The 25267-nt window shown below is 70.7% G+C and carries 26 protein-coding genes; 6 read left to right on the top strand and 20 right to left on the bottom strand.

Features of this window, described 5'->3' with window-relative positions:
• Positions 1 to 12: 12 nt before the first annotated feature.
• Both ABGB12_RS11880 and ABGB12_RS11875 read right to left on the bottom strand, forming a co-directional pair.
• Entirely contained in the window at positions 13 to 471 is a 459-nt protein-coding gene (locus tag ABGB12_RS11880; RefSeq protein ID WP_347676942.1) for a nitroreductase family deazaflavin-dependent oxidoreductase, read from the bottom strand.
• Positions 472 to 628: 157 nt separating this feature from the next.
• Entirely contained in the window at positions 629 to 1819 is a 1191-nt protein-coding gene (locus ABGB12_RS11875) for an aromatic ring-hydroxylating dioxygenase subunit alpha (protein WP_347676940.1), read from the bottom strand.
• Between the two features lie 124 nt (positions 1820 to 1943).
• On the opposite strand from ABGB12_RS11875, the gene ABGB12_RS11870 reads away from it, so the two are divergent.
• Positions 1944 to 2570 (top strand): TetR/AcrR family transcriptional regulator, encoded by a 627-nt coding sequence (locus ABGB12_RS11870; RefSeq protein ID WP_347676938.1) that lies wholly within the window; start codon positions 1944 to 1946, stop codon positions 2568 to 2570.
• Between the two features lie 12 nt (positions 2571 to 2582).
• Positions 2583 to 2771 (top strand): hypothetical protein, encoded by a 189-nt coding sequence (locus tag ABGB12_RS11865; RefSeq protein ID WP_347676936.1) that lies wholly within the window; start codon positions 2583 to 2585, stop codon positions 2769 to 2771.
• A 159-nt stretch (positions 2772 to 2930) separates the two neighbouring features.
• On the opposite strand, the gene ABGB12_RS11860 is transcribed toward ABGB12_RS11865, so the two are convergent.
• Both ABGB12_RS11860 and ABGB12_RS11855 read right to left on the bottom strand, forming a co-directional pair.
• Positions 2931 to 3959, bottom strand: coding sequence for a nitronate monooxygenase (locus ABGB12_RS11860; protein WP_347676934.1), 1029 nt, complete (start codon positions 3957 to 3959; stop codon positions 2931 to 2933).
• On the bottom strand, positions 3959 to 4423 hold the full coding sequence (locus ABGB12_RS11855; RefSeq protein WP_347676932.1) for a flavodoxin family protein: 465 nt from the start codon (positions 4421 to 4423) through the stop codon (positions 3959 to 3961). Before ABGB12_RS11855 ends, ABGB12_RS11860 begins: the two co-directional genes overlap by 1 nt.
• Before the next feature lie 85 nt (positions 4424 to 4508).
• On the opposite strand from ABGB12_RS11855, the gene ABGB12_RS11850 reads away from it, so the two are divergent.
• From ABGB12_RS11850 to ABGB12_RS11840, 3 genes are all read left to right on the top strand, one after another.
• Positions 4509 to 5099, top strand: coding sequence for a TetR/AcrR family transcriptional regulator (locus ABGB12_RS11850; protein ID WP_347676930.1), 591 nt, complete (start codon positions 4509 to 4511; stop codon positions 5097 to 5099).
• Positions 5100 to 5261: 162 nt separating this feature from the next.
• Positions 5262 to 6044, top strand: a complete 783-nt coding sequence (locus ABGB12_RS11845; RefSeq protein ID WP_347676928.1) for an HAD-IIA family hydrolase — start codon at positions 5262 to 5264, stop codon at positions 6042 to 6044.
• Positions 6045 to 6374: 330 nt separating this feature from the next.
• Entirely contained in the window at positions 6375 to 6746 is a 372-nt protein-coding gene (locus tag ABGB12_RS11840; RefSeq protein WP_347676926.1) for a hypothetical protein, read from the top strand.
• Between the two features lie 12 nt (positions 6747 to 6758).
• Here the strand turns inward: ABGB12_RS11840 and ABGB12_RS11835 are convergent, their stop codons facing one another.
• Positions 6759 to 8006, bottom strand: coding sequence for a GNAT family N-acetyltransferase (locus tag ABGB12_RS11835; RefSeq protein WP_347676924.1), 1248 nt, complete (start codon positions 8004 to 8006; stop codon positions 6759 to 6761).
• 323 nt (positions 8007 to 8329) lie between these two features.
• On the opposite strand from ABGB12_RS11835, the gene ABGB12_RS11830 reads away from it, so the two are divergent.
• Entirely contained in the window at positions 8330 to 9130 is an 801-nt protein-coding gene (locus tag ABGB12_RS11830; protein WP_347676922.1) for a nucleotidyltransferase, read from the top strand.
• Positions 9131 to 9264: 134 nt separating this feature from the next.
• Here ABGB12_RS11830 and ABGB12_RS11825 read toward each other — a convergent pair whose 3' ends face one another.
• The 15 genes from ABGB12_RS11825 to ABGB12_RS11755 all read right to left on the bottom strand — a co-directional run bounded on the left by ABGB12_RS11825 (position 9265) and on the right by ABGB12_RS11755 (position 25231).
• Positions 9265 to 9801, bottom strand: coding sequence for an AAA family ATPase (locus tag ABGB12_RS11825; protein WP_347676920.1), 537 nt, complete (start codon positions 9799 to 9801; stop codon positions 9265 to 9267).
• 285 nt (positions 9802 to 10086) lie between these two features.
• Complete coding sequence (locus ABGB12_RS11820; RefSeq protein WP_347676918.1) at positions 10087 to 10983, bottom strand: RNA polymerase sigma-70 factor; 897 nt, start codon at positions 10981 to 10983, stop codon at positions 10087 to 10089.
• An 83-nt stretch (positions 10984 to 11066) separates the two neighbouring features.
• Positions 11067 to 12269: an FAD-dependent oxidoreductase gene (locus ABGB12_RS11815; RefSeq protein WP_347676916.1), complete on the bottom strand. Its 1203-nt coding sequence runs from the start codon at positions 12267 to 12269 to the stop codon at positions 11067 to 11069.
• A gap of 138 nt (positions 12270 to 12407) precedes the next feature.
• Positions 12408 to 13286 (bottom strand): SMP-30/gluconolactonase/LRE family protein, encoded by an 879-nt coding sequence (locus tag ABGB12_RS11810; protein WP_347676914.1) that lies wholly within the window; start codon positions 13284 to 13286, stop codon positions 12408 to 12410.
• 29 nt (positions 13287 to 13315) lie between these two features.
• On the bottom strand, positions 13316 to 14188 hold the full coding sequence (locus ABGB12_RS11805; protein ID WP_347675228.1) for an enoyl-CoA hydratase/isomerase family protein: 873 nt from the start codon (positions 14186 to 14188) through the stop codon (positions 13316 to 13318).
• A gap of 37 nt (positions 14189 to 14225) precedes the next feature.
• A complete protein-coding gene (locus tag ABGB12_RS11800) occupies positions 14226 to 16403 on the bottom strand; it encodes an acyl-CoA dehydrogenase (RefSeq protein ID WP_347676912.1) in 2178 nt (725 codons plus the stop codon).
• A 76-nt stretch (positions 16404 to 16479) separates the two neighbouring features.
• Entirely contained in the window at positions 16480 to 17250 is a 771-nt protein-coding gene (locus ABGB12_RS11795) for a glucose 1-dehydrogenase (protein ID WP_347676910.1), read from the bottom strand.
• A gap of 180 nt (positions 17251 to 17430) precedes the next feature.
• On the bottom strand, positions 17431 to 18015 hold the full coding sequence (locus tag ABGB12_RS11790) for a TetR/AcrR family transcriptional regulator (protein ID WP_347676908.1): 585 nt from the start codon (positions 18013 to 18015) through the stop codon (positions 17431 to 17433).
• A gap of 143 nt (positions 18016 to 18158) precedes the next feature.
• Positions 18159 to 19319 carry an amidase gene (locus ABGB12_RS11785; RefSeq protein ID WP_347676906.1) on the bottom strand — a complete coding sequence of 387 codons (1161 nt, stop codon included), beginning with the start codon at positions 19317 to 19319 and terminating at the stop codon, positions 18159 to 18161.
• On the bottom strand, positions 19253 to 19600 hold the full coding sequence (locus tag ABGB12_RS11780) for a hypothetical protein (RefSeq protein WP_347676904.1): 348 nt from the start codon (positions 19598 to 19600) through the stop codon (positions 19253 to 19255). The genes ABGB12_RS11785 and ABGB12_RS11780 overlap by 67 nt, the downstream gene beginning before the upstream one ends.
• Complete coding sequence (locus ABGB12_RS11775; protein WP_347676902.1) at positions 19597 to 20613, bottom strand: oligopeptide/dipeptide ABC transporter ATP-binding protein; 1017 nt, start codon at positions 20611 to 20613, stop codon at positions 19597 to 19599. The genes ABGB12_RS11780 and ABGB12_RS11775 overlap by 4 nt, the downstream gene beginning before the upstream one ends.
• Positions 20613 to 21620: an ABC transporter ATP-binding protein gene (locus tag ABGB12_RS11770; protein WP_347676900.1), complete on the bottom strand. Its 1008-nt coding sequence runs from the start codon at positions 21618 to 21620 to the stop codon at positions 20613 to 20615. The genes ABGB12_RS11775 and ABGB12_RS11770 overlap by 1 nt, the downstream gene beginning before the upstream one ends.
• On the bottom strand, positions 21617 to 22654 hold the full coding sequence (locus ABGB12_RS11765) for an ABC transporter permease (RefSeq protein ID WP_347676898.1): 1038 nt from the start codon (positions 22652 to 22654) through the stop codon (positions 21617 to 21619). Before ABGB12_RS11765 ends, ABGB12_RS11770 begins: the two co-directional genes overlap by 4 nt.
• Positions 22647 to 23603 (bottom strand): ABC transporter permease, encoded by a 957-nt coding sequence (locus ABGB12_RS11760; protein WP_347676896.1) that lies wholly within the window; start codon positions 23601 to 23603, stop codon positions 22647 to 22649. The genes ABGB12_RS11765 and ABGB12_RS11760 overlap by 8 nt, the downstream gene beginning before the upstream one ends.
• The gene (locus ABGB12_RS11755) at positions 23600 to 25231 is read right to left on the bottom strand and encodes an acyl-CoA synthetase (RefSeq protein WP_347676894.1); all 1632 of its coding nucleotides are present in this window, start codon (positions 25229 to 25231) and stop codon (positions 23600 to 23602) included. The genes ABGB12_RS11760 and ABGB12_RS11755 overlap by 4 nt, the downstream gene beginning before the upstream one ends.
• Positions 25232 to 25267 lie beyond the last annotated feature (36 nt).

The raw sequence follows: 25267 nt of genomic DNA, 5'->3' as shown, positions 1-25267 counted from the left end.
GCGGTATCTCGCTCATGAGGCGCCACCGGTGCGAGGCGTGAGGATGACGACGGGAATCTCCCGATCCGCCCAAGCAGCGTATTTCGCGAAGTCCGCGTAGAGCTCGACCAAGCGGGGCCACAGGACGGCGCGTTCCCGCCCGGTCGCCTCGCGTGCCACGACGGCGATATCGCGACGTCCGCGGAGGTGGACCTTGGTCTCCGGGTTCGCGGTGAGGTTGTGGTACCACTGCGGGTTCTTCGGCAGGCCGCCTTGCGAGGCGACGACGACAAGGTCCGTCCCGTCGGCGAGGAACAGCAGCGGGGTGGTGAACAGCCGTCCGGACTTGCGTCCCCGGTGCTCCAGGAGAAGGGTCGGGACGGGTTTGTTGAATCCGGCGCCGACCCGCCATCTGCTGCCGACGCGTCCGTTGGTGAGCTTGAAGAGCTTCACCTGGACGCGGGACATGACCTTGATCGCGCGTGCGGTCATCGGGGAGTCGAGGCCCTGGGGAGCTTCGTCGGGAAGAGAGAATCGGCCCATCGGGGTGGGAGTCCCTTCGTGCTGGCACTTGCTGGAAGTGGGTGTTCGCGAGGTCCGCGGCGAACTGAAGTCGGCCTCAGGGCGTTCCACGCGGGAGCCGAAAGCCTCAAGGGCGTTCGGTGCCGAGGTCGATGTCGAGGACGTCGGCCATGGTGTGGATCATGTGCTGGACGCCGATCTCGTTGCGGCCGATGAGCATGTGGTCGTGCTGGCCGTTGCGCACCCCGTCGCCGCAGCTGGGCAACATGAGGAAGTCCTCGTCGCGGACGGCGGCGTGGACGTTCTCGTACACGTCCTGGTACATGGCCAGGGTCGCGTCGTCCGCGGCGGGGGTGATGCCCATCCAGCTGTGTCGGACCGTGCAGGTGGTCGGCCCGTCGTGCGGGAGCAGGTCGATGATCTCCACGCCGATCATGCTGTTGGCCAGGATGAGGTTCGGGAAGATCCAGTAGATGACGCCCATGTTCGCGCTCGGGCTGCGGTCGGCGTCGGGGTCGCCGGTGAGGGCGGTGATCCAGTTGAAGGGGAAGCTCATCCGGTGGTGGCGGCCGAACACGTCATGGATCGAGGTGTTAGGCAGGGTGTTCTGGCCGATCACGCTCTGGCCGTGGACGAAGGGGAAGTGGTAGCCCTCGGCGAACGCTTCCAGGGCGCCCTTCCAGCTCACGCCGGAGGTGAACTCGCGTGCGGTCAGGTAGCCGTAGTCGGCGTATCCCCACTGGGCGAGCTCGGCGTCCAGGGGGCCGAGGTGAGCGTCCAGGTCCAGGGGCGCGCCGGCGGTCAGGACCGCCCACACGAACCCGTGGCGTTCCTCCGAGGGGAGTTCGACGAGGCCGTAGTCGCTCTTGTCCATGCCGGGGAATCCGTCGCGGCCGGGGAAGGACGCCAGGCAGCCTTTCGTGTCGTAGGACCAGGCGTGGTAGGGGCAGGTGAAACGGCGGGAGGTGCCTTCGCCCTGCGCGGGACGGGCGCCGCGGTGGCGGCAGTAGTTGAGGAAGACGTGGGCCTGGCCGTCGGCGTCGCGGGTGACGAGCAGCGAGACGCCTAGGACCGTGCGGACGAAGTAGGCGTGCGGCTCGGTGAGCTGGGCGCTCTGTCCGATGGCGAGCGGGGTGCGCTTGAGGATCGCGAGTTCGCGCTCGTACAGGTCGGGGTCGCGGTAGTAGGACAGCGGTACCGCCAGGGTGTCGGCCGCCATCTGCGTGGTCTTGCGCACCGCGAGGTCCAGGGCGCGCTCGGTCAGTGACGCGTCCAGCGGGGTGGGGGTCTGCCCCGGGGGTGTGGCGATCAAAGTCATAGGACGACCATACATATATGTTGAGTCGTCTAGTCAAGGGGAGCGGGAGATCGCTGATCGATCCGATCCGTGCCACCCTGGTCGGCATGAACATGGTCGAGACGTCTGCGGGTACGGCGGGATGGTGAGAACCCATGGGTGGCGGGGTGCCCCGCCGTGCGATGACGCCGAAGCCAGGGAGAGGATCATCGGCGCGGCGATGCGGTGCATCGACCGGTACGGATCCAGGACACGGCTGGCCGACGTCGCCAAGGATCTGGGCGTCACCCGGCAGACGGTCTACTTCTACTTCGCCGGCACCGAGGAACTCCTCGTGGCCACCGCCCAGCACGCCGTCGGCGGCTTCCTCGACGCCCTCGCCGCCCACGTCGCGCCGCTGGAGGAGGACGCCGAGATTCTGGCCGAGGGCTTCTACTACACCCTCGACCGGCTGCCGCACGAACCGTACCTGGGGATCCTGCTGGCCAGCGGCCACACCGGCACCTTCACCCAGGGCATCACCTCACCCACCGCGATGGCCTTCGGCCGCACCATCCTCACCCGCTTCACCATCGACTGGACCGAGCGCGGCTATACCGACACCGACCTCGACGAACTCGTCGAACTCATGCTCCGCCTCCTGCAGTCCTTCGTCATCGACACCGGTCCGTCACGCACGCCCGACGAATTCCGCGCCTACCTCCGCCGCTGGTTCGCCCGCTTCCTCCTCGACGCCCGCTGGCCATCAGTCCCAGAGAACTCCGCGCCATAGCAATGCCATGAGTTGCGGGCCCCCTGTTTCCGCCGCACCTTCATCGGCGACCTGCTCGACACCGGCGCCGATCTGGCCACCGTCCAGGTGCTGGCCGGGCACGCCTCCCCGGTCACCACCTCCCGCTACGACCGGCGGCCCGAGCGGGTCCGCCAGGAGGCCGTCTCCCGCCTGACCATCCCGGCCCCCGACGAGCTGTGATCACAGGTCGGCCAGCAGGTCGCGGTGGCCGCGCGACCAGCGGGCGAGGTCGAGCGTGACGTGGTGGACCTCGACGTCTGCGGGCTGATCCCGGGGCCGATCCAGAGACGAACTTTCGTGGGCGTCCGAAGGGATTCGGTGACCGTTCCCGGGGGGCCGCTACTGGAGGCCTGCGGTGAGTTCGGCCAGGTAGTCGGCGGCCGGTCGGGAACGGACCAGGGAGCCGGCCTGGCCCGACCAGAGATTGACGTAGTCGGGGTCGGCGGCGGCGCCGGAGGCTTGGCGGATCGGGAGCATCAGGGCGTTCTGAACGGGGTAGCCGGGCACGGACGATTCGTGATCGGCCATCTCCCGGGTGAAGCGGTTCGGGATCGCGCGTGCGGGGCGCCCGGAGAACAGGCGGGTCAGGAGGGTGGACTCGGCCGCAGGGAGCGATTCCTTGTGGATCTGGCTCGCGCCGGATTCGTCGGTGGCCAGGAAGCCGGTGCCGACCTGGACTCCGTCGGCGCCGAGGGCCAGCGCGGCGCGGACGCCGCGAGGGTCGGCGATGCCTCCCGCAGCGATGACCGGGATGCCGACGGCGTCGGCGATCTGCGGGATGAGGGAGAACGTGCCGACCAGGGATTCGGTGACCGGACGGAGCCAGGAGCCGCGGTGGCCTCCGGCGTCGCTGCCTGAGGCGACGACCGCGTCCAGGCCGGCCTTCTCCAGAGCCACCGCCTCCTGGCGGGTGGTCGCGGTGCCGATCGTGATGATCCCCCGCTGCCTGGCCTCGGTCATGACGCCGGACGGCGGGACGCCCATGACGAAGCTGATGACCGGCGGAGCGGCGTCGAGGAGCGCGCGGACCTGGTCGTCGAACGTCGGACCGCGGTAGGACTCTGAAGGAGCGGCGACCCCCAGCCGGTCGTAGTACGGCTGGAGGCGGGCGACGTCCTGCGGCGCGAAGTCCGAAGGCTCGCCTTCCTGCGGAACCCAGAGGTTGACGGCGAAGGGCCGGGACGTCGCCTTGCGGAGCTCACCGACCAGGTCGGTGATCTGGGGCGGGGTCAGGACATGGGCGCCGAACGAGCCGAGGCCTCCGGCCTCTGAGACCGCGGCGGCGAGGCGGACGGTGGAGTATCCACCGCCGAACGGGCCCTGGATGATCGGGAAGCGGACGCCGAGCAGGCGCGTGAGGGTGTTCATCAGGACGCGCCGAGGAAGCCGCCGAGCCGGTTGAGCTCCTCGCAGGAGCCCCGCGACGAGTAGATCCATCCCGGCGGCAGACCGAGCGGCACCCAGGTCATGCCGTGCTGCGCGGCGAGGACGACCATACTCGTCAGCACGTTGTCCTTGTTGCCGTTCGCGCCGGCCGAGTTGGGGAAGCCGGCGGCGAGCTTGTCCTTCCATCCCTGCGCCTGCCAGATCGGTGCCGCCGCCTCGGCGAACGCCTGGAAGGACGACGAGGTGCTGCCGAAATAGGTGGGCGAGCCGAAGACGATCGCGTCCGCCGCGGCCAGGGTGTCCCAGAGGGACTGGTCGAGGACGGTCACGTCGCGCAGTTCGGCTTCGGCGCCGTCGACCGAGTCCACTCCCGCGGCCACGGCCGCCGCCTGGCGTGCGGTGTGCCCGTAGCCGCTGTGGAAAGCGATCACAACCTTGATGCTCATGGTCTTTCCTTCCTGTCAAGGCGAGGAGATTCTAGACGACCGGTCAACTATTTAGCAAGTTGACCGGTCGTCTAGGATGGTGGTCATGGGCAGAACGAGTGACGCGCGCGACCGGCTGGTGACCACGACCATCGAACTCATACAGGCTCGCGGCTACGCGGCGCTCGGCGTGGCCGACATCTGCGCCGCAGCCGATGTCAAGAAGGGCAGCTTCTACCACTTCTTCGCATCGAAACAGGCCCTGACCCTCGAGGTCCTGGATGTCTACTGGGCGAGGCAGCGCGAGAACTGGCTGGCCGTGCTCCGGGGAGACGGCTCCGCGCTCGACCGCCTCCAGTCGCTGCTGACTGTGCAGAGCGACGCTCAATGCGAGGCCAAGGCCAGGACCGGCGTGGTGAACGGCTGCCTGATCGGCAATCTCGCCCTGGAGCTCAGCGCCCAAGACCATGTCGTCCAGGCCAAGCTGGACGACATCTTCAACGAGCAGATCTCCCTCGTCGCATTGCTTCTGGACGATGCGGCGGCGTCCGGCGAGATCGCCGCGTCGGGCCGGGACCTGGCCCGCTCGGTGATCGCCCACCTTGAAGGCATGGTCCTGTTCGCCAAGGTCACGAACGACCCCGGCATCCTTCAACCGCTCTTCTCCCAGGTGAAACTCCTCCTGGGCGCCGCCTGAGGACCGGCCGAGTCCGCCACCGACGCCTGCGGCCACACGCTGCCACTGGAGAATCCATCCAGCAGCGCACCCCCGGTCGGGCGGTCATGGATGAAGGCCGGGCCTCAAGGCCCGGCCTCGCGTCACCTCAAGCCGCAGGGCGTGGGCTGCGAGAATGCAGGCATGAGGGAGCTGAAGACGATCGAGTACTGGCTGTCGGACATGGACGGGGTCCTGGTGCACGAGGGGACGCCCGTCGCCGGCGCCGAGGCCTTCCTGTCCAAGATCGTCTCTTCCGGCAGGCGGCTGCTGGTGCTGACGAACAACTCGCTGTACACCCCGCGCGATCTGTCGGCCCGGCTGGCCGCGGCGGGCCTGGACGTCAAGCCGGAGTGGATCTGGACGTCGGCGCTGGCCACGGCCAAGTTCCTGGCCGACCAGCGGCCCCACGGCACCGCCTACGTCATCGGAGAGGCGGGGCTGACGACGGCGCTGCACCAGGTCGGCTACATCCTGACCGACCTGAACCCCGAGTACGTGGTGCTGGGGGAGACCCGCAACTACAGCTTCGACCAGATCACCCGGGCGGTGCGGCTGATCGAGCGGGGCGCCCGGTTCATCTGCACCAACCCCGACCCCGTCGGCCCCTCGCAGGAGGGTTCGCTGCCGGCGTGCGGCGCGGTCGCCGCGATGATCACGAAGGCGACCGGGGTGCTGCCCTACTTCGTGGGCAAGCCCAACCCGCTGATGATGCGCAGCGCCATCCGCCAGATGGGCGGGCACAGTGAGGCGGCCGTGATGATCGGGGACCGGATGGACACCGACGTGGTCTCGGGAATGGAGGCGGGCATGGAGACGGTGCTGGTGCTGTCGGGGGTGACCCGCAGACACGAGATCGAGCGTTTCCCCTATCGGCCGTCCTATGTCTTCGACTCGGTGGCGGACCTGGTCGAGCTGGTGGAATGATCCTTCTTCTCGGTAGAAGATTTCTTCATAAAAGTGCCGGGATAAAAGTACTTGTTAGTACTTAATAACGCTTCTCGGCAAATGGCCGGTCTAACCTTTCTTGGCGCTATAGCCTCCTGAATCTGAACAGTCCGGATTCGGGAGGGGAGTGGCGGCGATAGGCGCACTCCGCCTCACCGGCGGGGCCGCCCCCGCCGAACACCGACGGTCGCAGGACCCCGTCCGAGCTCGCGCGGGAGCTCGGACGGGCCCGTTCGGCCGCGTCCCGGCCGTACGCGGGCCGGTCGCCTCCCGACCTCCTGTCCGAGATGACCGGTGAAAGGATGACCGATGTCCAATATCGAGCAGTCCCTCAAGGAGATGATGGCGATCGACGGCGCCATCGGCGCGGCGATCGTCGACTACGGCAGCGGTATGGCACTGGGTGTCATGGGCAACACCAAGGCGCTGGACCTGCAGATCGCCGCCGCGGGCAACACCGAGGTCGTGCGCGCCAAGATGCGCACGATCGAGCAGCTGGCGCTGAACGACACCATCGAGGACATCCTCATCACCCTGTCCCGGCAGTACCACATCATCCGCCCGCTGTCGGGGCGCAACGGCCAGGGCCTGTTCATGTACATGGCACTGGACCGGGAGCGGGCCAACCTGGCGCTGGCCCGCCACCACCTCAAGCGCATCGAGGAGAACGCCGAGGTCTGACTGCGCTCGCGCTCAGAAGATGTCGGGGCACCAGGGGCGGCGGGACGTGCGCAGCAGCGTGTCGGCCGTGGTCGCCGCCCCCGGGCGCTCCTCCTCGAGCCTGCCCAGCGCCGCCAGCCTGACGGCCGACTCGTCCCCCAGGTAGAGGCTGCCCAGCGCGGCCGCCGGGAGCACGAGGTCGGCGGTCCGGTCGGTCGGGACGCAGGAGGCGCCTTCAGGCCCGGCCTCCAGCAGGAACCGGCCCGCGGCCAGGCCGTCCTTGTCGTGGACGTCCAGGACGAGGCTCCCCTCGGCCTGGTAGGAGCGGGCGGTCAGCATGGCGGGGACGTCCAGGGGCCGTAGCCACAGGTGGTCGGAGCAGGCCGTGGGCGTGACGGCCCGGGCGTCTCCGACCAGCAGCGGCAGCAGGTCGTCGGGAGCGCGCGAGGGGGCGTTGATCCCCGTCACCCAGTCGACCGAGCACAGGTAGTGCCACAGTGCCCGTTCGGCGGCGGGAGTGGCCGCCAGCAGGTCCTTGACGTCCAGGACGCAGTCGGGGACGCCGTTCCTCCAAGTGTCCCGGGCGGTGTAGGAGACCAGCCCGTCGACGGTTCCATCCGCCGCCAGGTACAGCGCGCAGTACGGCTCCTGCCAGGCGCTCTCCGCCAGCCGGTACTCGCCGGTCGCCTTCTTCCACCACACCGGCGGCCGGGTCACCATCCCGTGCCGGATCCGGCGGACCCGCTCGTGCAGCTCCGGCCCTTCCCGCCGGACCCGCTCCAGGTCGGCCAGCACCACCCGGCCCCTGTCGTCGGGTTCCGCGGGCAGGCCCGGTCGTGCGGCCCTCAGCGTGTCGACGCGGAAGTCGGTGAGCCAGGTCGCGGGTCCGTACCCGAACCGCCCGTAGATGGGGTACTCGGCCGCGATCAGGGAGGACATCGCCTCGCCGCTCTCCTTGGCCCGGCGCAGATAGGGCTCCATCATGCGGGTGAGCAGCCCGCGGCGCCGGTGCGTGGGGGAGACCGTCACCCCGCTGACCGCGGCGGAGGCGAAGAGAGGACCTCCCGGCACGGTCACCTCCTGGACGAAACCGCGGAAGGTCGCCACGCACCGGCCGTCCTCGAAGGCCCCCCACGTGCGGGAGGGGTCCAGGGCCTCCCGCAGGTAGGCCAGCTCCTGCTCGCCGGCCTGCGGGTCGGTCAGGTACCCGATGCTGCGGGCCCGCCACCACCGGGCCAGATCCTCGTCGCTCTGCTCGACCAGGCGGATCTCCACGCCCATCTGTTTCCTTTCTCCCGGCGGTCGGTACCGCTCACGCTATGCCGCCCGCGGGAGGAGCGAAAAAGGTTTTCGACGGCGCACCTCTCAGAACCTGGTCTCCTCCGGGGAGGCGAGGACCGCTGGAACGAACCGATTTCCCGACCTATGCGCGCGCCGACCAGCTCGCGGCCGCGCTCCCTGCCGGCGGCGCGAAAGCCTCCTGACCAAGGGCCGGGGTTGAGGAACCTGCGGACAGCGGTCATCAATGATCATGGCACGATCCAAGATCGGATAATCGTTCGCCGACGGGGTGGGAGGTACGGCACAGTGCTTTCATGACCGGCATGGGCGATAAGGGGCTGGACGCCGACGGGTTCATCGCACGGGAGGGCTCCCTGAGCCTTGTGCAAAAGGAGTTCACGGCCGTGGTCGAGGCCGCCCGCGAGGAGATCACCACGTTCTTCGGCCGCACACGGCTGCACAGCGCCTACCTCCACGGCAGCGTCCCGCGCGGCACCGCGGTCCCCGGCGTCTCCGACCTCAACGTGCTGCTGGTCCTGCACCACGAGTTCGGCATCGCCGACCGGGTCGACGCCGACGGGATAGAGGCCCACCTCGATGCCTCCTTCCCCCAGATCGACGGGGTCGGCATCGTGCTGTCCGATACAGGCGAGGTGCTGAGCGACTTGGAACACCATGGCTTCGGCTGGTTCGTCGCCTGCCTGTGCACTCCGCTGTTCGGCGATGACCTGGCAACGATACTGCCCCGCTACCGGCCCATATCACTGCTCGCCCGCGAGGGGATCGGCGGTCTGGGCGAGGTGCTGTGGGTACGGCGCGAGTACGCGCCCCTTTACACCTCGGACGCCGAACGCGGGGAGCTCAGCCGCGACGTTGCCCGCCTCATCGTCCGGGCCGGCTTCACCCTGGTCATGCCACGCTGGGGCGGCTGGACCAGTGACCTCACCCGCGCCGCCGAGATCTTCGCCGCCTACTACCCCGAACGCGCCGACCAGATGCGCCTCGCCGCGGCGACAGCCCGCATTCCGGCAGGAGATCCGGCCACCCTCGGCATGCTCCTCGACGACCTCGGCCCCTGGCTGGCCGCCGAGCACGACGCCGTCCACGGACAGAAGATCCCATAGGCCTGACAACCCCGCAGTCGAAGACCGGGTGTCCCAGTCCCTCGATACACACGCGTCGACGCCGACCTTACCGGCAGGCTGCCGTATCCATCTGTGTCGTCAACGGGTGGAGTGAGGTGCTCGGTGGTGTCGGCTCACAGGCCCCAGGAGGCACGCCAGTGCTCGGTGATCTCGGAGGCGATGTCGGTGGGGGTTCTGCCGGTCGTGTCGATCCTGAGTGTTTCGAGTCCGGCCGTTGCGTCGAGTGAGTCGAGCTGCGCCAGAGTCCTCTGCCATTGCTTTTCTGCTTCTGGGCCGAGTTCGCGCTTGTGGACCCGGGCCCGGAGGGTGGGGGCGTCGGCTGTGAGGCGGACCAGCACGATTCCCGCTCTGGGGAGGACCTGGCGTATCCAGCCGAGGGGTTCGGTGAGATCGACGAAGACGCCTGTGAGGATCAGCCGGGTGTGGCCGAGGGCCTGGTAGTTGGTCCACAGGGCTTGGAGGTTGCGTTTGGAGAGCTCGGCGGTGTCCAGGCCTGTGGGTGGCCAGGGGTGCACACGGTCGAGTTCGTCGGTCTCGATCAGGGCGTGTGCGATGTCGGCCTGTGCGAGTTGCCGTGATAGTTCGTAGGCGGTCGAGGATTTGCCCACTCCCGCCGGCCCGCAGATCAGGACCACCGTTGCGTCTGCCATGCCGACATTCTGGCCCTCGGCCCGCCTTTTCTGCCTCTGCCGCCTTTCGGCGAGTCTCGCTTTCTGCTGAACGCGCTCACCGCAGGTCCAGCTCCAGGCACCATGCCATAAGCGCCGTGTTCGCGTCGGATGCAATTGCCCCACACCCACCGCGGACGCGCTAACCCCGAGATCAATTCCTACTTTGAGGCCGGGCGACGCGTTCGGGAGCGGAGGGCCTTCAAGTGGTGACGGCTGCGGCCCCCTTCCCTTTTTCTCGGGGTGGGGGCCGCCGCGTTTCTGGTGTCAGTTCAGGGTGAGTGGTATGGGGGTGGCGATGTGGGTGAGTTTGTCGGGGTTGCGGACGAAGTAGATGCCGGTGACGAGGCCGTCCTCGACACGGATCGCCATGACGCTGTCGAGCTCGCCGTCGACGCGCAGGAGGAGCGCCGGATCGCCGTTGACGGTGGTGGGCTCGCTGGTGAGCGTGCCTTCCTTGCCGCCGAGGCCGGCAAGGAGGAGGCGGACCACCTTCGCGAGGCCCACGACGGGCCGTAGCGCGGCGCTCCTGACGCCGCCGCCGTCGCTGATCAGGACGACGTCGGGGGCGAGCACGTCGAGCACGCCCTGCAGGTCGCCGGTCTCCACGGCGTGCTGGAACGATGCGAGGGCGGCTTGGGCCTGGCGCGGGGAGACCGCTTCGCGAGGGCGGCGGGCGTCGACGTGCTTGCGGGAGCGGTGGGCGATCTGGCGGACCGCGGCGGGGGTCTTGCCGACCGCCTCCGCGATCTCGTCGTAGCCGACGTCGAAGACCTCGCGCAGGACGAACACGGCACGCTCGGTGGGCGAGAGGGTCTCCAGGACGAGCATCACGGCCATGGACAGGCTCTCGGCGAGCTCGGCGTTCTCGGCGACGTCCGGCGCGGTGAGCAGCGGCTCGGGCAGCCAGGGGCCGACGTAGGTCTCCTTGCGGCGCCGCAGGGCGCGCAGCCGGTCGAGCGCCCGCCGGGTCGTGACGCGCACGAGGAACGCGCGCTGGTCGCGGACCTGCGCCAGATCGACCTCGGCCCAGCGCAGCCAGGTCTCCTGCAGGACGTCCTCGGCGTCGGCCGCCGAGCCGAGGATCTCGTAGGCGACGGTGAAGAGCAGGTTGCGGTGGGCGACGAAGGCCTCGGTCGCCGGGTCCGCGGCGTGGTCTCGCATCCTCGAATCCTTCCATGGCGGTCCGTACAAGGGCGTTTCGAGCATGGGGGGGCGGGCGGCGCCCAGGCCGCCCGCTCCAGGAGCTACGACACGTGCGCGGGCCGGCTCGCGCACGCGGCCTGGACGCGCTGCTGCCGGGCGTCGTCCTTGGCCTTCAGGACGCGTGCGCCGGGCTTGTGCGCCTCGTTGGAGAGCTGCTTGATGGTGTGGGAGACGACGAACTCCTTCAGGCGCGCGCCCGGGCGGCCGCCGACGTAGAACCGGATGGCGGTGTCGTCCTTGCGCGCGAACTGGAAGATGCCGGCGCCGCGGCCGAGGCTGACGCACAGCCCGGCGAAAGCGATGCTGATGGCTTCGGGCCGCTCGCCCTCGATCCGGCGGAGCACGGCGTCGGCGGCGTGCGGGCCGAGTTGGACGGCGGCCTGGCATCCCATCCGGTAAGCCAGGCCCGAGGGCGAGGCCGCGTCCCCGGCGGCGACGATGCGGTCGTCGTCGATGCTGGTCAGGGTCTCGTCGGTGAGGAGGCGGCCCGCCTCGTCGGTGCTGAGGCCGCTGCGGGCGGCCAGGTCGGGAACACCGAAGCCGGCGGCCCAGATGGTCAGGTGGCCGCGCACCTCGCGGCCGTCGGCGAGGCGCACGGCGTCGGCCGTCACGGACGCCGCCCTGGTGCCGGGGCCCTCCAGGACGGTCACGCCGAGGGCCGCCAGCCGCTTGGCGACGAAGCGGCGGCCGTTCGGGTGGAGGTAGGGGCCGAGCTGTCCTCCGCAGACGAGGGTGACGTTACGGCCCGCCTCGGCGAGCTCGGCCGCGGTCTCGATGCCGGTGGCGCCGCCGCCTACGACCGTCAGCGCCGCGGTGGCGGGCGCGGCGGCCACGGCCCTGCGCAGCCGCTCGGCCTCCTCCAGGGTCGCGATCGGGTAGGCGAACCTGTCCGCGCCGGGCACCTGCGGTGCGCCGCTGCGGCTGCCCACCGCGTAGATCAGGTGGTCGTACCCGACGGTGCCGCCGCCGGCCAGCGAGACGGTGCGCGCCTCCCGGTCGATCCCGGTCGCGGTGTCGACCACGAGCTCGACGCGTTCGCTCAGGACGTCCTTGTAGTCGACGACCGCGTCGTCGGACCCCGCCACCAGCTGGTGCAGGCGCAGGCGCTCGACGAAGGCCGGGCGCGGGTTGACGAGGGTCACGGCCACGTCGTCGCGGCGGGTCAGGCGGTTGGCCGCGAGGACTCCGGCGTATCCGCCGCCGATCACGATGACTTCCGTCCGGCCGCCGGTGTGCTTCGCCATGGTCTCTGCTCCGTTCGCTCGGGGTTTCGCACACAAGGCGCCGGGCGGAGGGAACTTGTGACACGGTGTGGCTCAGAACACATCCGACGGCAGAACCTTCGGAAGATGCCGGAGGGATTCACCGGCGCCGTCCGAGCGTCACAGGCCGGGAACCGGCACCCGGGTGGTCAGGATCCGGCCGGTGGGGTTCACGCGTGGGGAGTGCGGGTTCGAGTCCTTGACGACGCAGATGAAGAGGGTGCGCCCCTCGTCGCCGCCCAGCGCCACGGCGAGCGGCTGGTCGTCGCCGAGGTCGATCTGGTCGGTGAGCGTGCCTGCGGCGTCGATGCGGACGACGCGGTGGCCGGTGGGGTCCGCGGCCCAGATCCCGCCGGCGGAGTCGAGGCAGATCCCGTCGGGGGTGGACACCGGCAGGGCGCTGCCGACCGCGGGGGCCAGCTCGGCGAAGACCTTCCCGGGGTCCGCGGGGTCCGCGGCGGTGCTCAGGGCCTGGATCTTGCCGCCGCCCGACTCGCTGACGTAGAGGGTCTGCTCGTCCGTGGACAGGACGACGCCGTTGGGGGCGGCCATCGGCGGGCCGATCTCCTCGGCCGTCCCGTCGGGCCGCACGCGGATGACCCTGGAGAGCTGGAACTGCCCGCCGCCCCACATGTCGAAGCCGATCTGGGTCACGTACGCCGTCCCGTCGCTCGCGACGGCGAGGTCGTTGCACAGGACGGGGTTCAGCGGCGTGAGGTCGGCGACCTGGTGGATGCCGTCCTCGGCCACGGTGAGCAGACGGCAGTCGGGCATCGAGACGGCGAACAGGCGGCCCGCCGCGTCGAAGCCGATGCCGCTCTGGTCCGCGGCGAAGGCGGCGACGGGCACGCGCCGCCCGTCCGGGTCGTAGCGGAAGACCGTCCGGTGCTGGATGTCGGAGACCCACAGGGCGCCGTCGTGCCACCGGGGGGACTCGGGGAAGAAGAGGCGGTCGTCGAAGACCTCTACCGAAGAGGTCGAAGTCGAAGAAGTACTCATGGTGACCTCCGGGGGGTGGGGTGGGGACGTCAGGAGTCGGTGTAGTCCGCCGGGCGGCGTTGCAGGAAGGAGGTGATCTGTTCGGTCATGTCGCGGGTGTGGGAGGTGAGGATCTGGGTGCGGTTCTCCAGGTCGATGCCGGCTTGGAGGCTGGAGACCTCCAGTTGGCTCCAGGCGACTTCTTTGGTCATCCACACGCCCATGGGGCTGTTGGCGCAGATGAGGGCGGCGGTCTCCAGGGCGGCTTCGAGGGTTTTGCCGTCGTCGACGACGCGGTTGACCAGGCCGAGGCGCAGGGCTTCGTCGGCGTGGACGAATCGGCCGGTGAGGAGGAGTTCGTGGGAGGGGCCGGCGCCGATGAGGCGGGGCAGGAGCCAGCTGACGCCGATGTCGCAGCCGGACAGGCCGATGCGGACGAACGCGGCGTTGAATTTGGCGGTGGTGGAGGCGATGCGGATGTCGCTGGCCAGGGCGAGGGCGAGGCCGCCGCCGGAGGCGGGGCCGTTGACGGCGGAGATGACGGGTTGGCGCAGGTTGCGGAGTTTGGGGACGAGGGAGGCGATGGCCTGCTGGACGTGCATGGCGGCTTGGGGGCTCTTGCGCCGGGCGGCTTCTTCTTCGGAGGCCGGCTCGGAGGTGTGGCGGCGCGGCGGGTCGTGCAGGTCCAGGCCGGCGCAGAACGCGCGTCCGGCACCGGTGAGGATGACGACGCGGCAGGTGTCGTCCAGGGCGATGGCGTCGAGGGCGTGGTGCAGGTCCTTGATGAGTTCGCCGGACATGGCGTTGAGCCGCTCGGGCCGGTCGAGGGTGAGCAGCCGGACGCCGGGTGCGGGCTCCTCCACGCGCACCGTCTTGCCCGAGGCGGGGGTGTCGCGCAGGTAGGCGTCGCCGTTGATCAGCATGAAGATTCCTTCACGAGGTGTGAGTACTGTCGTCGGGTCAGCCGGCGAGGGGGTCGCGCGGCAGGCCGAGGATGCGTTCGGCGATCTGGTTGCGGCTGATCTCGGAGGTGCCTCCGGCGATGGTCAGCGCCCGGGTGCCGAGCAGGAACCTGGAGGCGTCGCCGCCGAACCCCTCGGCGAAGGCCAGGTCCTCGCCGACGAGTTCGGCGAACAGGGCGGCGGTGCGCTGGCCGTGTTCGGCGCCCGCGAGTTTGGTGATGTTGCCTTCGGGGCCGGGCCCGCCGCCGTCCACGGCGCGGACCGCGCGGCGCAGGTTCAGCAGCCCGAGAGTGATCTCCTCCGCGGCGTGCCGGCCCAGGCGGACCTCCGCGGCGGGGATCCGGCCGGGCAGGTGCCGGTAGGCCTCGAAGAGCTGCGCGGCGTCCACGCCGCCGACGCCGCCGCCCAGACTGACCCGCTCGTTGCCCAGGGTGGCGCGTGCGACCTTCCAGCCCTGGCCGGGCTCGCCCACCACGTCGGCGTCGGGGACGAACAGGTCGGTGAAGAACACCTCGCTGAAGTAGAGCTCCCCGGTGATGTGGCGCAGCGGCCGCACCTCGACGCCCGGGGCCTGCATGTCGATGACCATGGTGGTGATCCCGGCGTGCTTGCCGGCCGAGGAGTCGGTGCGCACGGTGGCCAGGCCGTAGCGGGACTTGTGCGCGTTGCTGGTCCAGATCTTCTGGCCGTTGACCTTCCAGCCGCCCTCGACGCGCTGCCCGCGGGTGCGCACCGCGGCCGCGTCCGAGCCGGCGTCGGGCTCGCTGAACAGCTGGCACCAGATGTGCTCGCCGCGCAGGGCGTGGCGGGCCCAGCGGGAGACCTGCTCCTCGGTGCCGTTCTGGATGAGGGTCAGCACCACCCATCCGGTGATCATGAGGTTGGGGACCGTGACGCCGGCGTCCCGGAACTCCTCCTCGATGACGAGCTGGAGCCCGGCGTCGGCACCGATGCCCCACGGCGCCGGCCAGTGCGGCTGCAGGTGGCCGGTGTCGACGAGTCTCTCGCGCTGCTCCTCGGCCGGCAGCGCCGCCAGTTCCCGCGCGAACGCGCGGATCCCGGGGCGGGCCAGCTCGGCCTCGGGCGGCAGGTCGAGGGAGACGGCGCGGGTGACGCCGGCCATGCTGAGCCGGGTGACGTCGGCGGCGGAGGCCGCCGGGGAGAGGACCGCCTTCAGGGACGCGGCGCGGCGCGACAGCAGGTGGGCGTCGTGCTCCCAGGTGTAGCCGATCCCGCCGTGGATCTGGATGTTGAGGTCGGCGTTGTCGGCGAAGGCGGGCATCGCGATGGTCGCGGCGGCCGCGGCGGCCAGCGCGAACTCCTCTTCGGGCCCTTCGGCGGCGCGTGCGGCGTCCCACACCGCCGCGGTGGCGGTCTCGGCGGACACCAGCATGTTCGCCAGGTGGTGCTTCACCGCCTGGAACGTCCCGATGGTGCGGCCGAACTGCTCGCGGACCTTGGCGTAGCCGGTCGCGGCCTCCAGGCACTCCTGCGCGCCGCCGGTCGCCTCGGCCGCCGCCAGCGTCCGGAGCACCGCCTCGGCGTAGGGGCGGGCGCCGGGCAGCATCGCGTCGTCGGCGACGGCGACGCCGTCGAAACGGAACCGGGCCGAGCGGCGCGACCAGTCCAGCGGCGCCGGGATCTCGGCGGTCACCCCGGCCGCGTCCACCGGGACCACCACCATGTCGTCGCCGACCGCGACGAGGATGTGCCGGGCCGCGGCACCGCCCAGGACGACCCCGGACCGGCCGGTCAGGGTCCGGGTGCCCGCCGCGTCCCGCTCGAGCGCCAGGTCGGCGCCGCTGAGCCCGACGGCCCCGACCGTCGTCCCCTCGGCCAGCGGGGGCAGCAGCCGGGCGCGGAGCTCCTGGCCGCCCTTGGCCGCGATCACCGCGGAGGCCGCGGTGGTCGGGAGCACCGGGCCGGGGGCGACCGCGCGGCCGAGCTCTTCGAGTACCACCACCAGCTCCGGCAGCCCGAATCCGCCGCCGCCGGACTCCTCGGGCAGGTGCACGCCGAGCAGTCCGAGCTCCGCGAACGCCTTCCAGAAGCCCGGAAGCGTCTCCTCCTCGGCCTCCAGCAGCGCCCGGCACGCCTCACGTGCGCCCTGCGCGCTCAGGAAGGCGCGCGTGGTGGCGGCCAGTTCCCGGTGTTCTTCGCTGAGAGCGATACCCATCGCTTACTTCACATCGCTTTCTGTGTCGTACCGGCGGGTCGGGCCGGCGGTGGTGTCTTGTCGCAGGTGCCCGCGGTCAGCGGGCCACCAGGCCGCCGTCGGCGATCACTGCCTGTCCGGTGACGAAGCTGGAGGCGTCGGAGGCCAGGAACAGCGCGGGGCCGACCATCTCGTCCGGGTGCGCCATGCGCTTCTGCAGGCTGGCCGCTGCCATGTGCTCCTGCGCCTCGGGCGAGTTGTTGCGGACCATGTCGGTGTCCACGGTGCCCGGCGCCAGCGCGTTGACGCGGATGCCCAGGTGGGCGAACTCGGCGGCCATCGAACGCGTGTAGGACATCATCGCCGCCTTGGCCGCGGCGTACATCGACAGGTACGGGGAGAAGATGAACGCGCCTGCGGAGATGACGTTGATGACCGAGGCGTGCGGGCTGGCGGTGAGGTGCTCCAGCGCCCGCTGCACCAGGAAGACCGGGCCGCGGACGTTGACGTCCTGGGACTTGGCGAACGCCTCGGGGGTGAACGACCCGATCGGCAGCGCCAGCGGGTTGGCGGCGTTGTTGACCAGGATGTCGAGCCCGCCGAAGGTCTCGGTGGTGCGCGTCACGAGGGAGTCCAGGGAGTCGAGGTCGCCCAGGTGGGTGGGGACGCCGAGGGCGGATCCGCCCATCGCCTTGAGGTGCGCTTCGGTCTCGGCGCAGGCCTCGGGCTTGCGGCTGGCCACCACGACGCTCGCTCCGGCGGCGGCGAAGCCCTCGGCGATCGCCCGTCCGATGCCCCGCGTGCCGCCGGTGACGACGGCGACCCGCCCCGACAGGTCGAAAAGCGACTTCAAGCGTTCAGCGTCCATGGGGGTCTCCTCAGCAGGCGGGATGGGTTGATCGGAGCGTTGCTCCCTCGTCGGGCGCGTCGGAGAACCGGCGCCGCGCTCAGCAGAGACTCTGCATCAATTGCGACATAGTGTCAATATATTCATTGTGGGTGAGGCGATGGGGGCGCACCGGCCTCTACCGGTCGATCGGCTCCGCGCTCAGCGGGCCACCAGGTCTATGTAGGCGTGGAGGTGCCGCAGGAAGCGCTCCCTGCTCCGTGGGTCGTCGGCCCTGTGCGTCTCTCCGTCCTCCTCGACGATGCCGCCGTGCAGAAAGCTCTCGATGGACCAGATCACCATCCACATGGCGTACACCGGATCCACCCCCGGCTTGAAGGAGGTGGACACCAGGCGATTGACCGCGGTGACGATCGGAGCTCTGAAGAGGTGCTCCATCTCGGCGAGATCGGCGGCGTCCGACAGCCACCGCTGTATCCAGAGCATCGAATGCTCGGGATGATCGATGACGTACTGGAGGTAGAGGTCGGCGATTCGCTTGATCCCCGCCGCGTCCGGGGTGTGGTCCCGGGCCAGGTCCTCCAGGGCCTCGAACTGCCTTTTCTGGTTGACCTCCGCGACCCGGATGTACAGCTCCTTCTTGTTGCCCACCATTTTCTGGATTCTCTCCGGGGGCATGCCGACGGCGTCCGCGATCATCTGGAGGCTGGTCCCGTCATAACCGAGATCGGAGAAGAACCGGGACGCGATCTCGATGATCCTCTCTGCGGTGTCATCGTGTGGCATGTCCACACGGCCTCCCCTCGCGAGCGGCGTAAAGACCCCGGACCGGGCGTACCACCCTCATATTCAGGCATGTCCCCGCAGCCCACCCGCCTGAGCGCTCCCCGCCTCCGTCTTGGGTGAATGATGGGCGGTTCCTGACCCGATCAGGCGAGGTCGGCCAGCAACGGCCAGGGGGCGGCCCGCTCGACCTGCGCGGCCAGCGACAGGAGCACGTCCTCGCGGCCCAGCGGCGCGGCGGCCTGGAAGCCGATGGGCAGGCCGCGGGAGTCCGTGCCGTGGGGAACCGCCATGGCCGGCATGCCGGAGAGGTTGAACACAGTCGTGAACGCCGAGGACAGCACGCCCCGCTCGTACATGGTCTCGGGCCGCCGGGTGTCCCAGAAGCCGATCTCGGGGGTCGGCACGCACATCACCGGCGAGAGCAGCACGTCGACGTCGTCGAAGGCGGAGCCGACCTGCCAGGCGATCAGCTGGACCGCCTCGAGCGCCTCGTGCAGCCGGGGCCCGGTGGTCGCGCGGTAGTGGTCGAGCAGCACCCGGGTGAACGGTTCGAGGTCGTCCTCGCGCAGCTCCCGTCCGAGCCGGGCGAGGCGGTCGTCGACCGCGCCGACGAGCGAGACGCCCATCAGCAGGCCGGACGTGGCCGCGACGTGCGTGCTGTCCCACGGCGCCGCCACCGGCGACACCTCGTGGCCGAGCGACTCCAGCAGGCCGGCGGCGCCGCGCACGGCGGCGAGGCATTCGGGGTCGACGTCGGGGCCGTTGCGGAGGCTCTCGATCAGCCCGACGCGCAGCCGCCCGGGCTCGCGCCGCACGGCCTCGCTGAACGGCCCGCCCCCACCCGGACCGGTGCGCAGCGCGTCATCGCGGGCCCCGAAGCCGAACACGTCGCCGGCCAGCGAGCCGGCGGCCACGTCGAGGAGCAGGGCGCTGTCGCGGACCGTGCGCGTGAGGGCGTGCTGGACGCCGTTGGGGGCGGCGAAGGACGAGGGGTAGGGCGCGGGCGAGACCCGGCCGCGGGACGGTTTGAGGCCGAAAAGCCCGTTGACGACCGCGGGGATCCTGATGGAGCCGCCGCCGTCGTTGGCGTGGGCGACCGGCACCATCCCGGACGCCACCGCCGCCGCCGACCCGCCGCTGGACCCGCCGACGGTGTGCCGGGGCGAGCGCGGATTGGGCGTGGAGCCGTGGAGGTCGGGATCGGTGGACGCGTTCTTGCCGAGCTCGGGGGTGTTGGTCATGCCGAGCACCACCAGGCCCGCCCGCCGGTAGCGGCGGACCAGCTCGGAGTCGGCGTGCTGCACGTCGTCGGCCCACAGCCGGGAGCCGCGGGTGGTGGAAGCCCGGCCACGTCCGCACCCAGGGACTTCACCAGCGTCGGGACGCCGGTGAGCGGGCCGTCGGGCAACCCCGCGTCGACCTCGGCCAGCGCCTCGTCGAAGCGGACGGCCACGACGGCGTTGAGAGCCGGATCGAGCTGTTCGATGCGCTCGATCGAGGCCAGGACGGCCTCCTCGGCCGACAGGCGGCCCGCGCGGATCTCCGCGGCGAGCGCGGTGGCGTCCAGGTCCTGGAAGACGGTCATGGCGACTCCACGTGGTGACAGGCCACGGCGTGCCCGGAGGCGAGTTCCCGCAGCACGGGCTCCTCGGCGGCGCACAGGTCGGTGGCCAGGGGACAGCGGGTGCGGAAGCGGCAGCCCGACGGCGGGTTCAGCGGGGAGGGCAGCTCGGCGGCCCGGGCGCCCGGGCCGGACGACGCCTCCGCGTCGGCCTCGGTCTCCTCGCCGGGGATCGAGGCGAGCAGCATCCGGGTGTAGGGGTGCACCGCCTGCAGGTGCATGCCCTCCGAAGGCAGCACCTCGCAGACCTTGCCGAGGTAGAGCACCATGACCCGGTCGCTGATGTTCTTCACGACCGAGACGTCGTGGGCGATGAACACCATGCTGAGGCCGAACCGCTCCTTGGTCTCCTCCAGCAGGTTGAGGATCTGGGCCTGGACGGACACATCGAGGCTGGAGACCGGCTCGTCGCAGATGAGCACCCTGGGCCGCAACATCAGCGCGCGGGCGATGCACACCCGCTGGCACTGGCCGCCGGACAGCTCGTGGGGCCGGCGGTCCCACACCACGTCGGGTTCCAGCCCGACCGCGGCGAGCAGCTCGCGGACCACGGTCTCCTTGTTCTTCCCCTCGTGGTCGGCCGGGTCGAAGCCCCACACCGACAATCCCTCGGCGACGAGATCCTTGACCTTGCGGCGAGGGTTCAGCGACGAGATCGGATCCTGCATGATCATCTGCAGACGCGCCCGCCCGCGGCGCAGGGCACCGCCGCCCAGGCCGGTCAGCTCCGCCCCGTCGAAGCGCACCGAGCCCGAGGTCGGCGCCGGCAGCTGCATGATCGCGCGGCCGGCGGTCGACTTGCCGCAGCCCGACTCGCCGAGGATGCCCAGCGTCTCTCCGGGCAGCAGGTCGAGGTCGAGCCCGGAGACGGCGTGCACGACCTGGCCGCGGCCGACCGGGAACTCCACGACCAGATCCTCGACCTCGAGGACGGCGTCGCGCCCGGGCCGCAGGTGGGCCTTCCCGCTTCCAGCCATCAGTCCTCCTCGTGAGCGGTGGCGGCCGGCGGCAGATGGCAGGCCGCCGTGTGCCGCGGGGCGGCGGGCCTCGGACCGCGCAGTCGCGGCGCCTCGGTGCGGCAGACGTCCTCGGCCCGGGTGCAGCGGGGCGCGAACCGGCACCCCGGCGGCGGGGACACCAGGTCCGGCGGCCGACCCTCGATGGTCCGCAGACGTGTGTGGGGAGCGGCGTCGAGCCGTGGGATCGAGGCCAGCAGAGCCTCCGAATAGGGGTGTATCGGACGGGTGAAGACCTCGAGTGTGCGGGAGGTCTCCACGACCCGTCCGGCGTACATCACCGCCACCCGGTCGGTGCGGCCGGCGACCGCGCCGAGGTCGTGGCTGACCAGGATGATCGCCATCTGCCGTTCGCGGGCCAGCCGGGCGAGCAGGTCGAGGATCTGCTTCTGCACCGTGACGTCGAGCGCGGTGGTGGGCTCGTCGGCGATGAGCAGCTTGGGGTCGCACGCCAGCGCCATCGCGATGACGACGCGCTGACGCATGCCGCCGGACAGCTCGTGGGGGTACTGGTCGAGCCGCCGGGCGGGCTCGGGAATGCCGACCTGGCGCAGCAGGTCGACGGAACGCTCCCGGGCGGCCTTGCGGTCGAGCCGAAGGTGCAGGCGCAGCGCCTCGACGAGGTGGGTGCCGATCTTCTTGACCGGGTTGAGCGAGGTCATCGGGTCCTGGAAGACCATCGCGACCGTCGGACCCCACAGCCGTCGGCGCTCGCGCGCCGGCAGGGCGTGGACGTCGTGGCCCGCCAGCGTGACCCGACCGCTGATCGTGGTCGTGGGCCCCTGGCCGATCAATCCCATCAGGGAGCGGCCCAGCACCGACTTGCCGGAACCCGACTCCCCGACGACGCCGAGCGTCTCCCCGGCGCGCAGGGTCAGGGAGACCCCGTCGACGGCGGTGACGTCGCCGCGCGGAGTGTGGAACGTCGTCCGGAGGTCGGTGACCTCCAGCAGAGATGCGGCGGTCACAGCTTCACACTCCTGGGGTCCCAACGCCGCTGGGCCTCCTCGCCCAGCAGGTTGAACGAGAAGACGGTCAGGAACAGGAAGACGCCGGGGACGATCACGATGAACGGATGGTCGTACATCGTGGTGCCGGACTGCGCCTCGGAGATCATGTTGCCCCACGTGGGCTCGGGCTGCGGGATGCCCAGACCCAGGAACGACAACGACGACTCGGCGACGATCAGCGCCGAGATGCTCACCATGGCCATCGACATCAGCGGCAGGGCCACGTTGGGCACCAGTTCGCGCAGCATCACCCGCGCCCGCGACGCCCCGATCGCCCGGGCGGCCAGCACGAACTCGCGCTGGGCGAAGGCGATCGCGTTGGCGCGCGCGACGCGGACCATGCTCGGGATGGTGAGCACGGACAGCGCGAGGGCGATGTTGCGCATCGTGGGGTCGAGGATCGCGGCGAGCGCCACCAGCAGGATCAGCGGGGGCACGGCGAGGAACGCGTTGGTCACGATCCCGATCCCGCGGTCGGTGCCTTTGCGGACGTAGCCGGCCACGACCCCGATGAGCCCGCCCACCACGACGCCGATGACGATGGCCGTCAACGAGATGATCAGCGACGCCCGGGCGCCGAAGACCGCGCGCGAGAGCATGTCGAGACCTGCCCCGTTGGTGCCGAGCGGGTGGTCGGAGAACTTCAGCGGCTCGAGGTAGATCGGCTCGGACAGCGCGACCGTCGCGTTGCGGCCCTCCGGCAGCGGCAGCCACGGGGCGAGCAGCGCCACGACGCCCAGCCCGACCACCCAGGCCAGGGCCAGCCACGACAGCAGGTCGACCTTGCTGCGCCGCCAGGCCCACAGGAGCCGGCCGGCGCCGGTGCAGACCAGCACGAGCCCGGCGAGGAACGCGAGCGGACCGAGGACGCCCTCGACCACCGTGAGGACGGCGGCGATGAGGGCCGCGCCCAGGGCGAGCCGCCCCAGGCCGCGGCGCGTCATCTGCCCGCGCGTCAGCGGCGTGCCGCGCAGGGGGGAGGAGTCAGTCATGAACACGGCGGGTCCTCGGGTCGATCAGGCCGTAGGAGAGGTCGATCCCGGTGTTGACGACCACGTAGATGAACGCGATCACCAGTACCGCGCCCTGCACGACCGGGAAGTCCCCGTTCTGGGCGGAGGTCACCACGAGCGAGCCCATCCCGGGCAGGGAGAAGAGGTACTCGACGATCACGGTGCTGCCGATCAGGCGGCCGGTGCTGATACCGAGCAGGGTCACCAGGGTGAACGAGGACGGGCGCAGGGCGTCGCCGACCATCACCCGCCACGGCGGCATGCCCTTGGCCCGCGACGCCAGGACGAAGTCCTCCTGCAGCGTCACCACCAGGTCGTTGCGCAGGACGCGGGTGAAGACGGCGACCTCGCTGAGCGCGATCACCAGGACCGGCAGGAAGGCATGCTCGAGGTTGCCGGTGAAGGAATCGCCCATCCGCACCCACTGCGAGCGCGGGAAGAGCCCGAGCTCGTTGACGAAGAGCATGATCAGCAGGAGGCCGGCGAGGAACGACGGCACCGACAGCAGACCGAACGTGCTCGCGCCGACCAGCCTGTCGACCGTGCCTCCGGGCTTGGCCGCGGCCCACATCGCCAGCGGGACGGCCAGCACGACGGCCACGACCAGGCCGAGGAAGGCCAGCTCGAGGCTCACCGGGAGCGCGGAGAGGATGCGGTCGGACACCGCGCTCTGCGGCGGCACGATCGAGTGCCCGAGGTCGCCGGTCAGGACGCCGCCCAGCCAGTCGAAGTAGCGCGTGAGGACGGACTGGTCGAGGCCGAGCTCCTCGCGCAGGGCCTCGTACATCTCCGGCGGCTTGCCGCTGCCCAGGATCGCGACCGCGGGGTCGCCCGGCACCAGGGTGACCATGAAGAACACCCCGAAGCTGACGAGCAGCAGGACCGCGGCCAGCTCGCCGAGCCGGTTCAGTCCAGCACGCGGATTCACGGCTTGCCCGTCCCGGTGTCAGCGGGCTCCGGCGCCAGGACGCGGCCGGCCCAGCGGTAGTCCGCCTTGCCGCTCGGGGAGCGCACGACGTGGTCGACGATCTCGACGCGGGCGGGCACCTTGTAGCCGGCCAGCTGTCCCCGGCACCACGTCCGCAGGCTCTCGACGTCCACGCCCTCGGCGTCCTCGCGCAGCTCCACCACGGCCCCGACGCGCTGGCCGAACCTCTCGTCCGGGACACCCGCGACCAGCACGTCCATCACGGCGGGGTGCGACTTGAGGGTCTGCTCGACCTCTTCGGGGAAGACCTTCTCGCCGCCGGAGTTGATGCAGCCCGACCCGCGGCCGTGCACCACGATCGAGCCGTCCTCCTCGACCTCGGCGAGGTCGCCGAGGACGACCCACCGCACCCCGTCGATGACGGGGAAGGTCTCCCGGGTCTTGTCGGGGTCGTTGTAGTAGGCCAGCGGCACGTGCCCGCTGCGGGCCAGCCGGCCGAGCTCGCCGGACCCGGGGGCGACGTCGCGCAGGTCCTCGTCGATCACCCGCACGGCCGGTGAGGGCTGCAGCCGCATCCTGCCGTCCGCGCCGGTGGTGACGACGCCGTCGGCGCCGGACTCCGAGGCCCCGAAGCTGTTGCGGATCATCACGTTGGGCAGCTGCTCGAGCAGGGCGGCCTGCGTGCTCGCCGACAGGATCGCCCCGCCGGAGCCGATGATGAACAGCGAGGAGAGGTCGTACTCGTCCTTGTGCTCGCGCAGCGCGTCGGCCAGCGGCCGGGCCTGGGCGTCGCCGACCAGGCCGATGATCTGCACCTTGTGGCGCTCGACCTCGCGCAGCACCGCGACCGGGTCGTAGGTGCGCAGCAGCGCCAGGTGGGCGCCGCCGAACAGGCCCATGAACAGCGTGTACGACGCCGCGCCGTGCATGAGCGGCATGCTGATCAGGTAGGTCAGCGGAATGCCGCCGTCGAGCGCGGCCACGACCTCCTCCACCGAGCGGTAGGGGTCGCCGTAGGGGTTGCCGCCCAGCAGCGCCGCGAAGTGGAAGTCCTCGTGCCGCCACACCACGCCCTTGGGCATGCCGGTCGTGCCGCCGGTGTAGATCACGAACGTGTCGTCGGGGCCGAGGTCGTCGCGCGGGCCCATGGAGCCGTCGTGGGCGGCGAGCGCCTCCTCGTACTGCGCCGCGGTGACGCCGCCGGGCCACCGGTCCGGCTGGACGCCGGAGCCGTCGTCGACGACCAGCACGTGGTGCAGCCTGTCGCACTGGTCGGCCACGGCCGCGACCCGCGGGGTGTACTCGGCGCCCGCGACCACGGCGTGCAGCTGGGCGTTGCCGAACAGGTAGAGCAGCTCGTGCTCGGTGTAGCGGTAGTTGATGTTGATCGGCACCGCGCGAGCCTTGAAGCAGCCCAGCATCGCCTCGACGTACTCCACGCCGTTGAGCAGGTAGACGCCGACGTGCTGGCCGGGCTCGATGCCGTTGACCATGAGGTGGCGGGCCAGCCGGTTGGCGCGCCGGTCGAGCTCGGCGTAGGTGAGGGTGACGTCACCGCAGGAGATGGCGGGGCGGTCGGGCACCGTCCGGGCGACGGCTTCGAAGACGGTGGCGAGATTGAGTCCCATGAGCAGCTTGCTTTCTCGGGGGATGAGGCCGGTAGG

Origin of the sequence: Actinocorallia sp. B10E7 (genome assembly GCF_039871655.1) — a bacterium.
Lineage (GTDB): Bacteria > Actinomycetota > Actinomycetes > Streptosporangiales > Streptosporangiaceae > Actinocorallia.
This window is presented reverse-complemented; position numbering and strand designations above follow the sequence as displayed.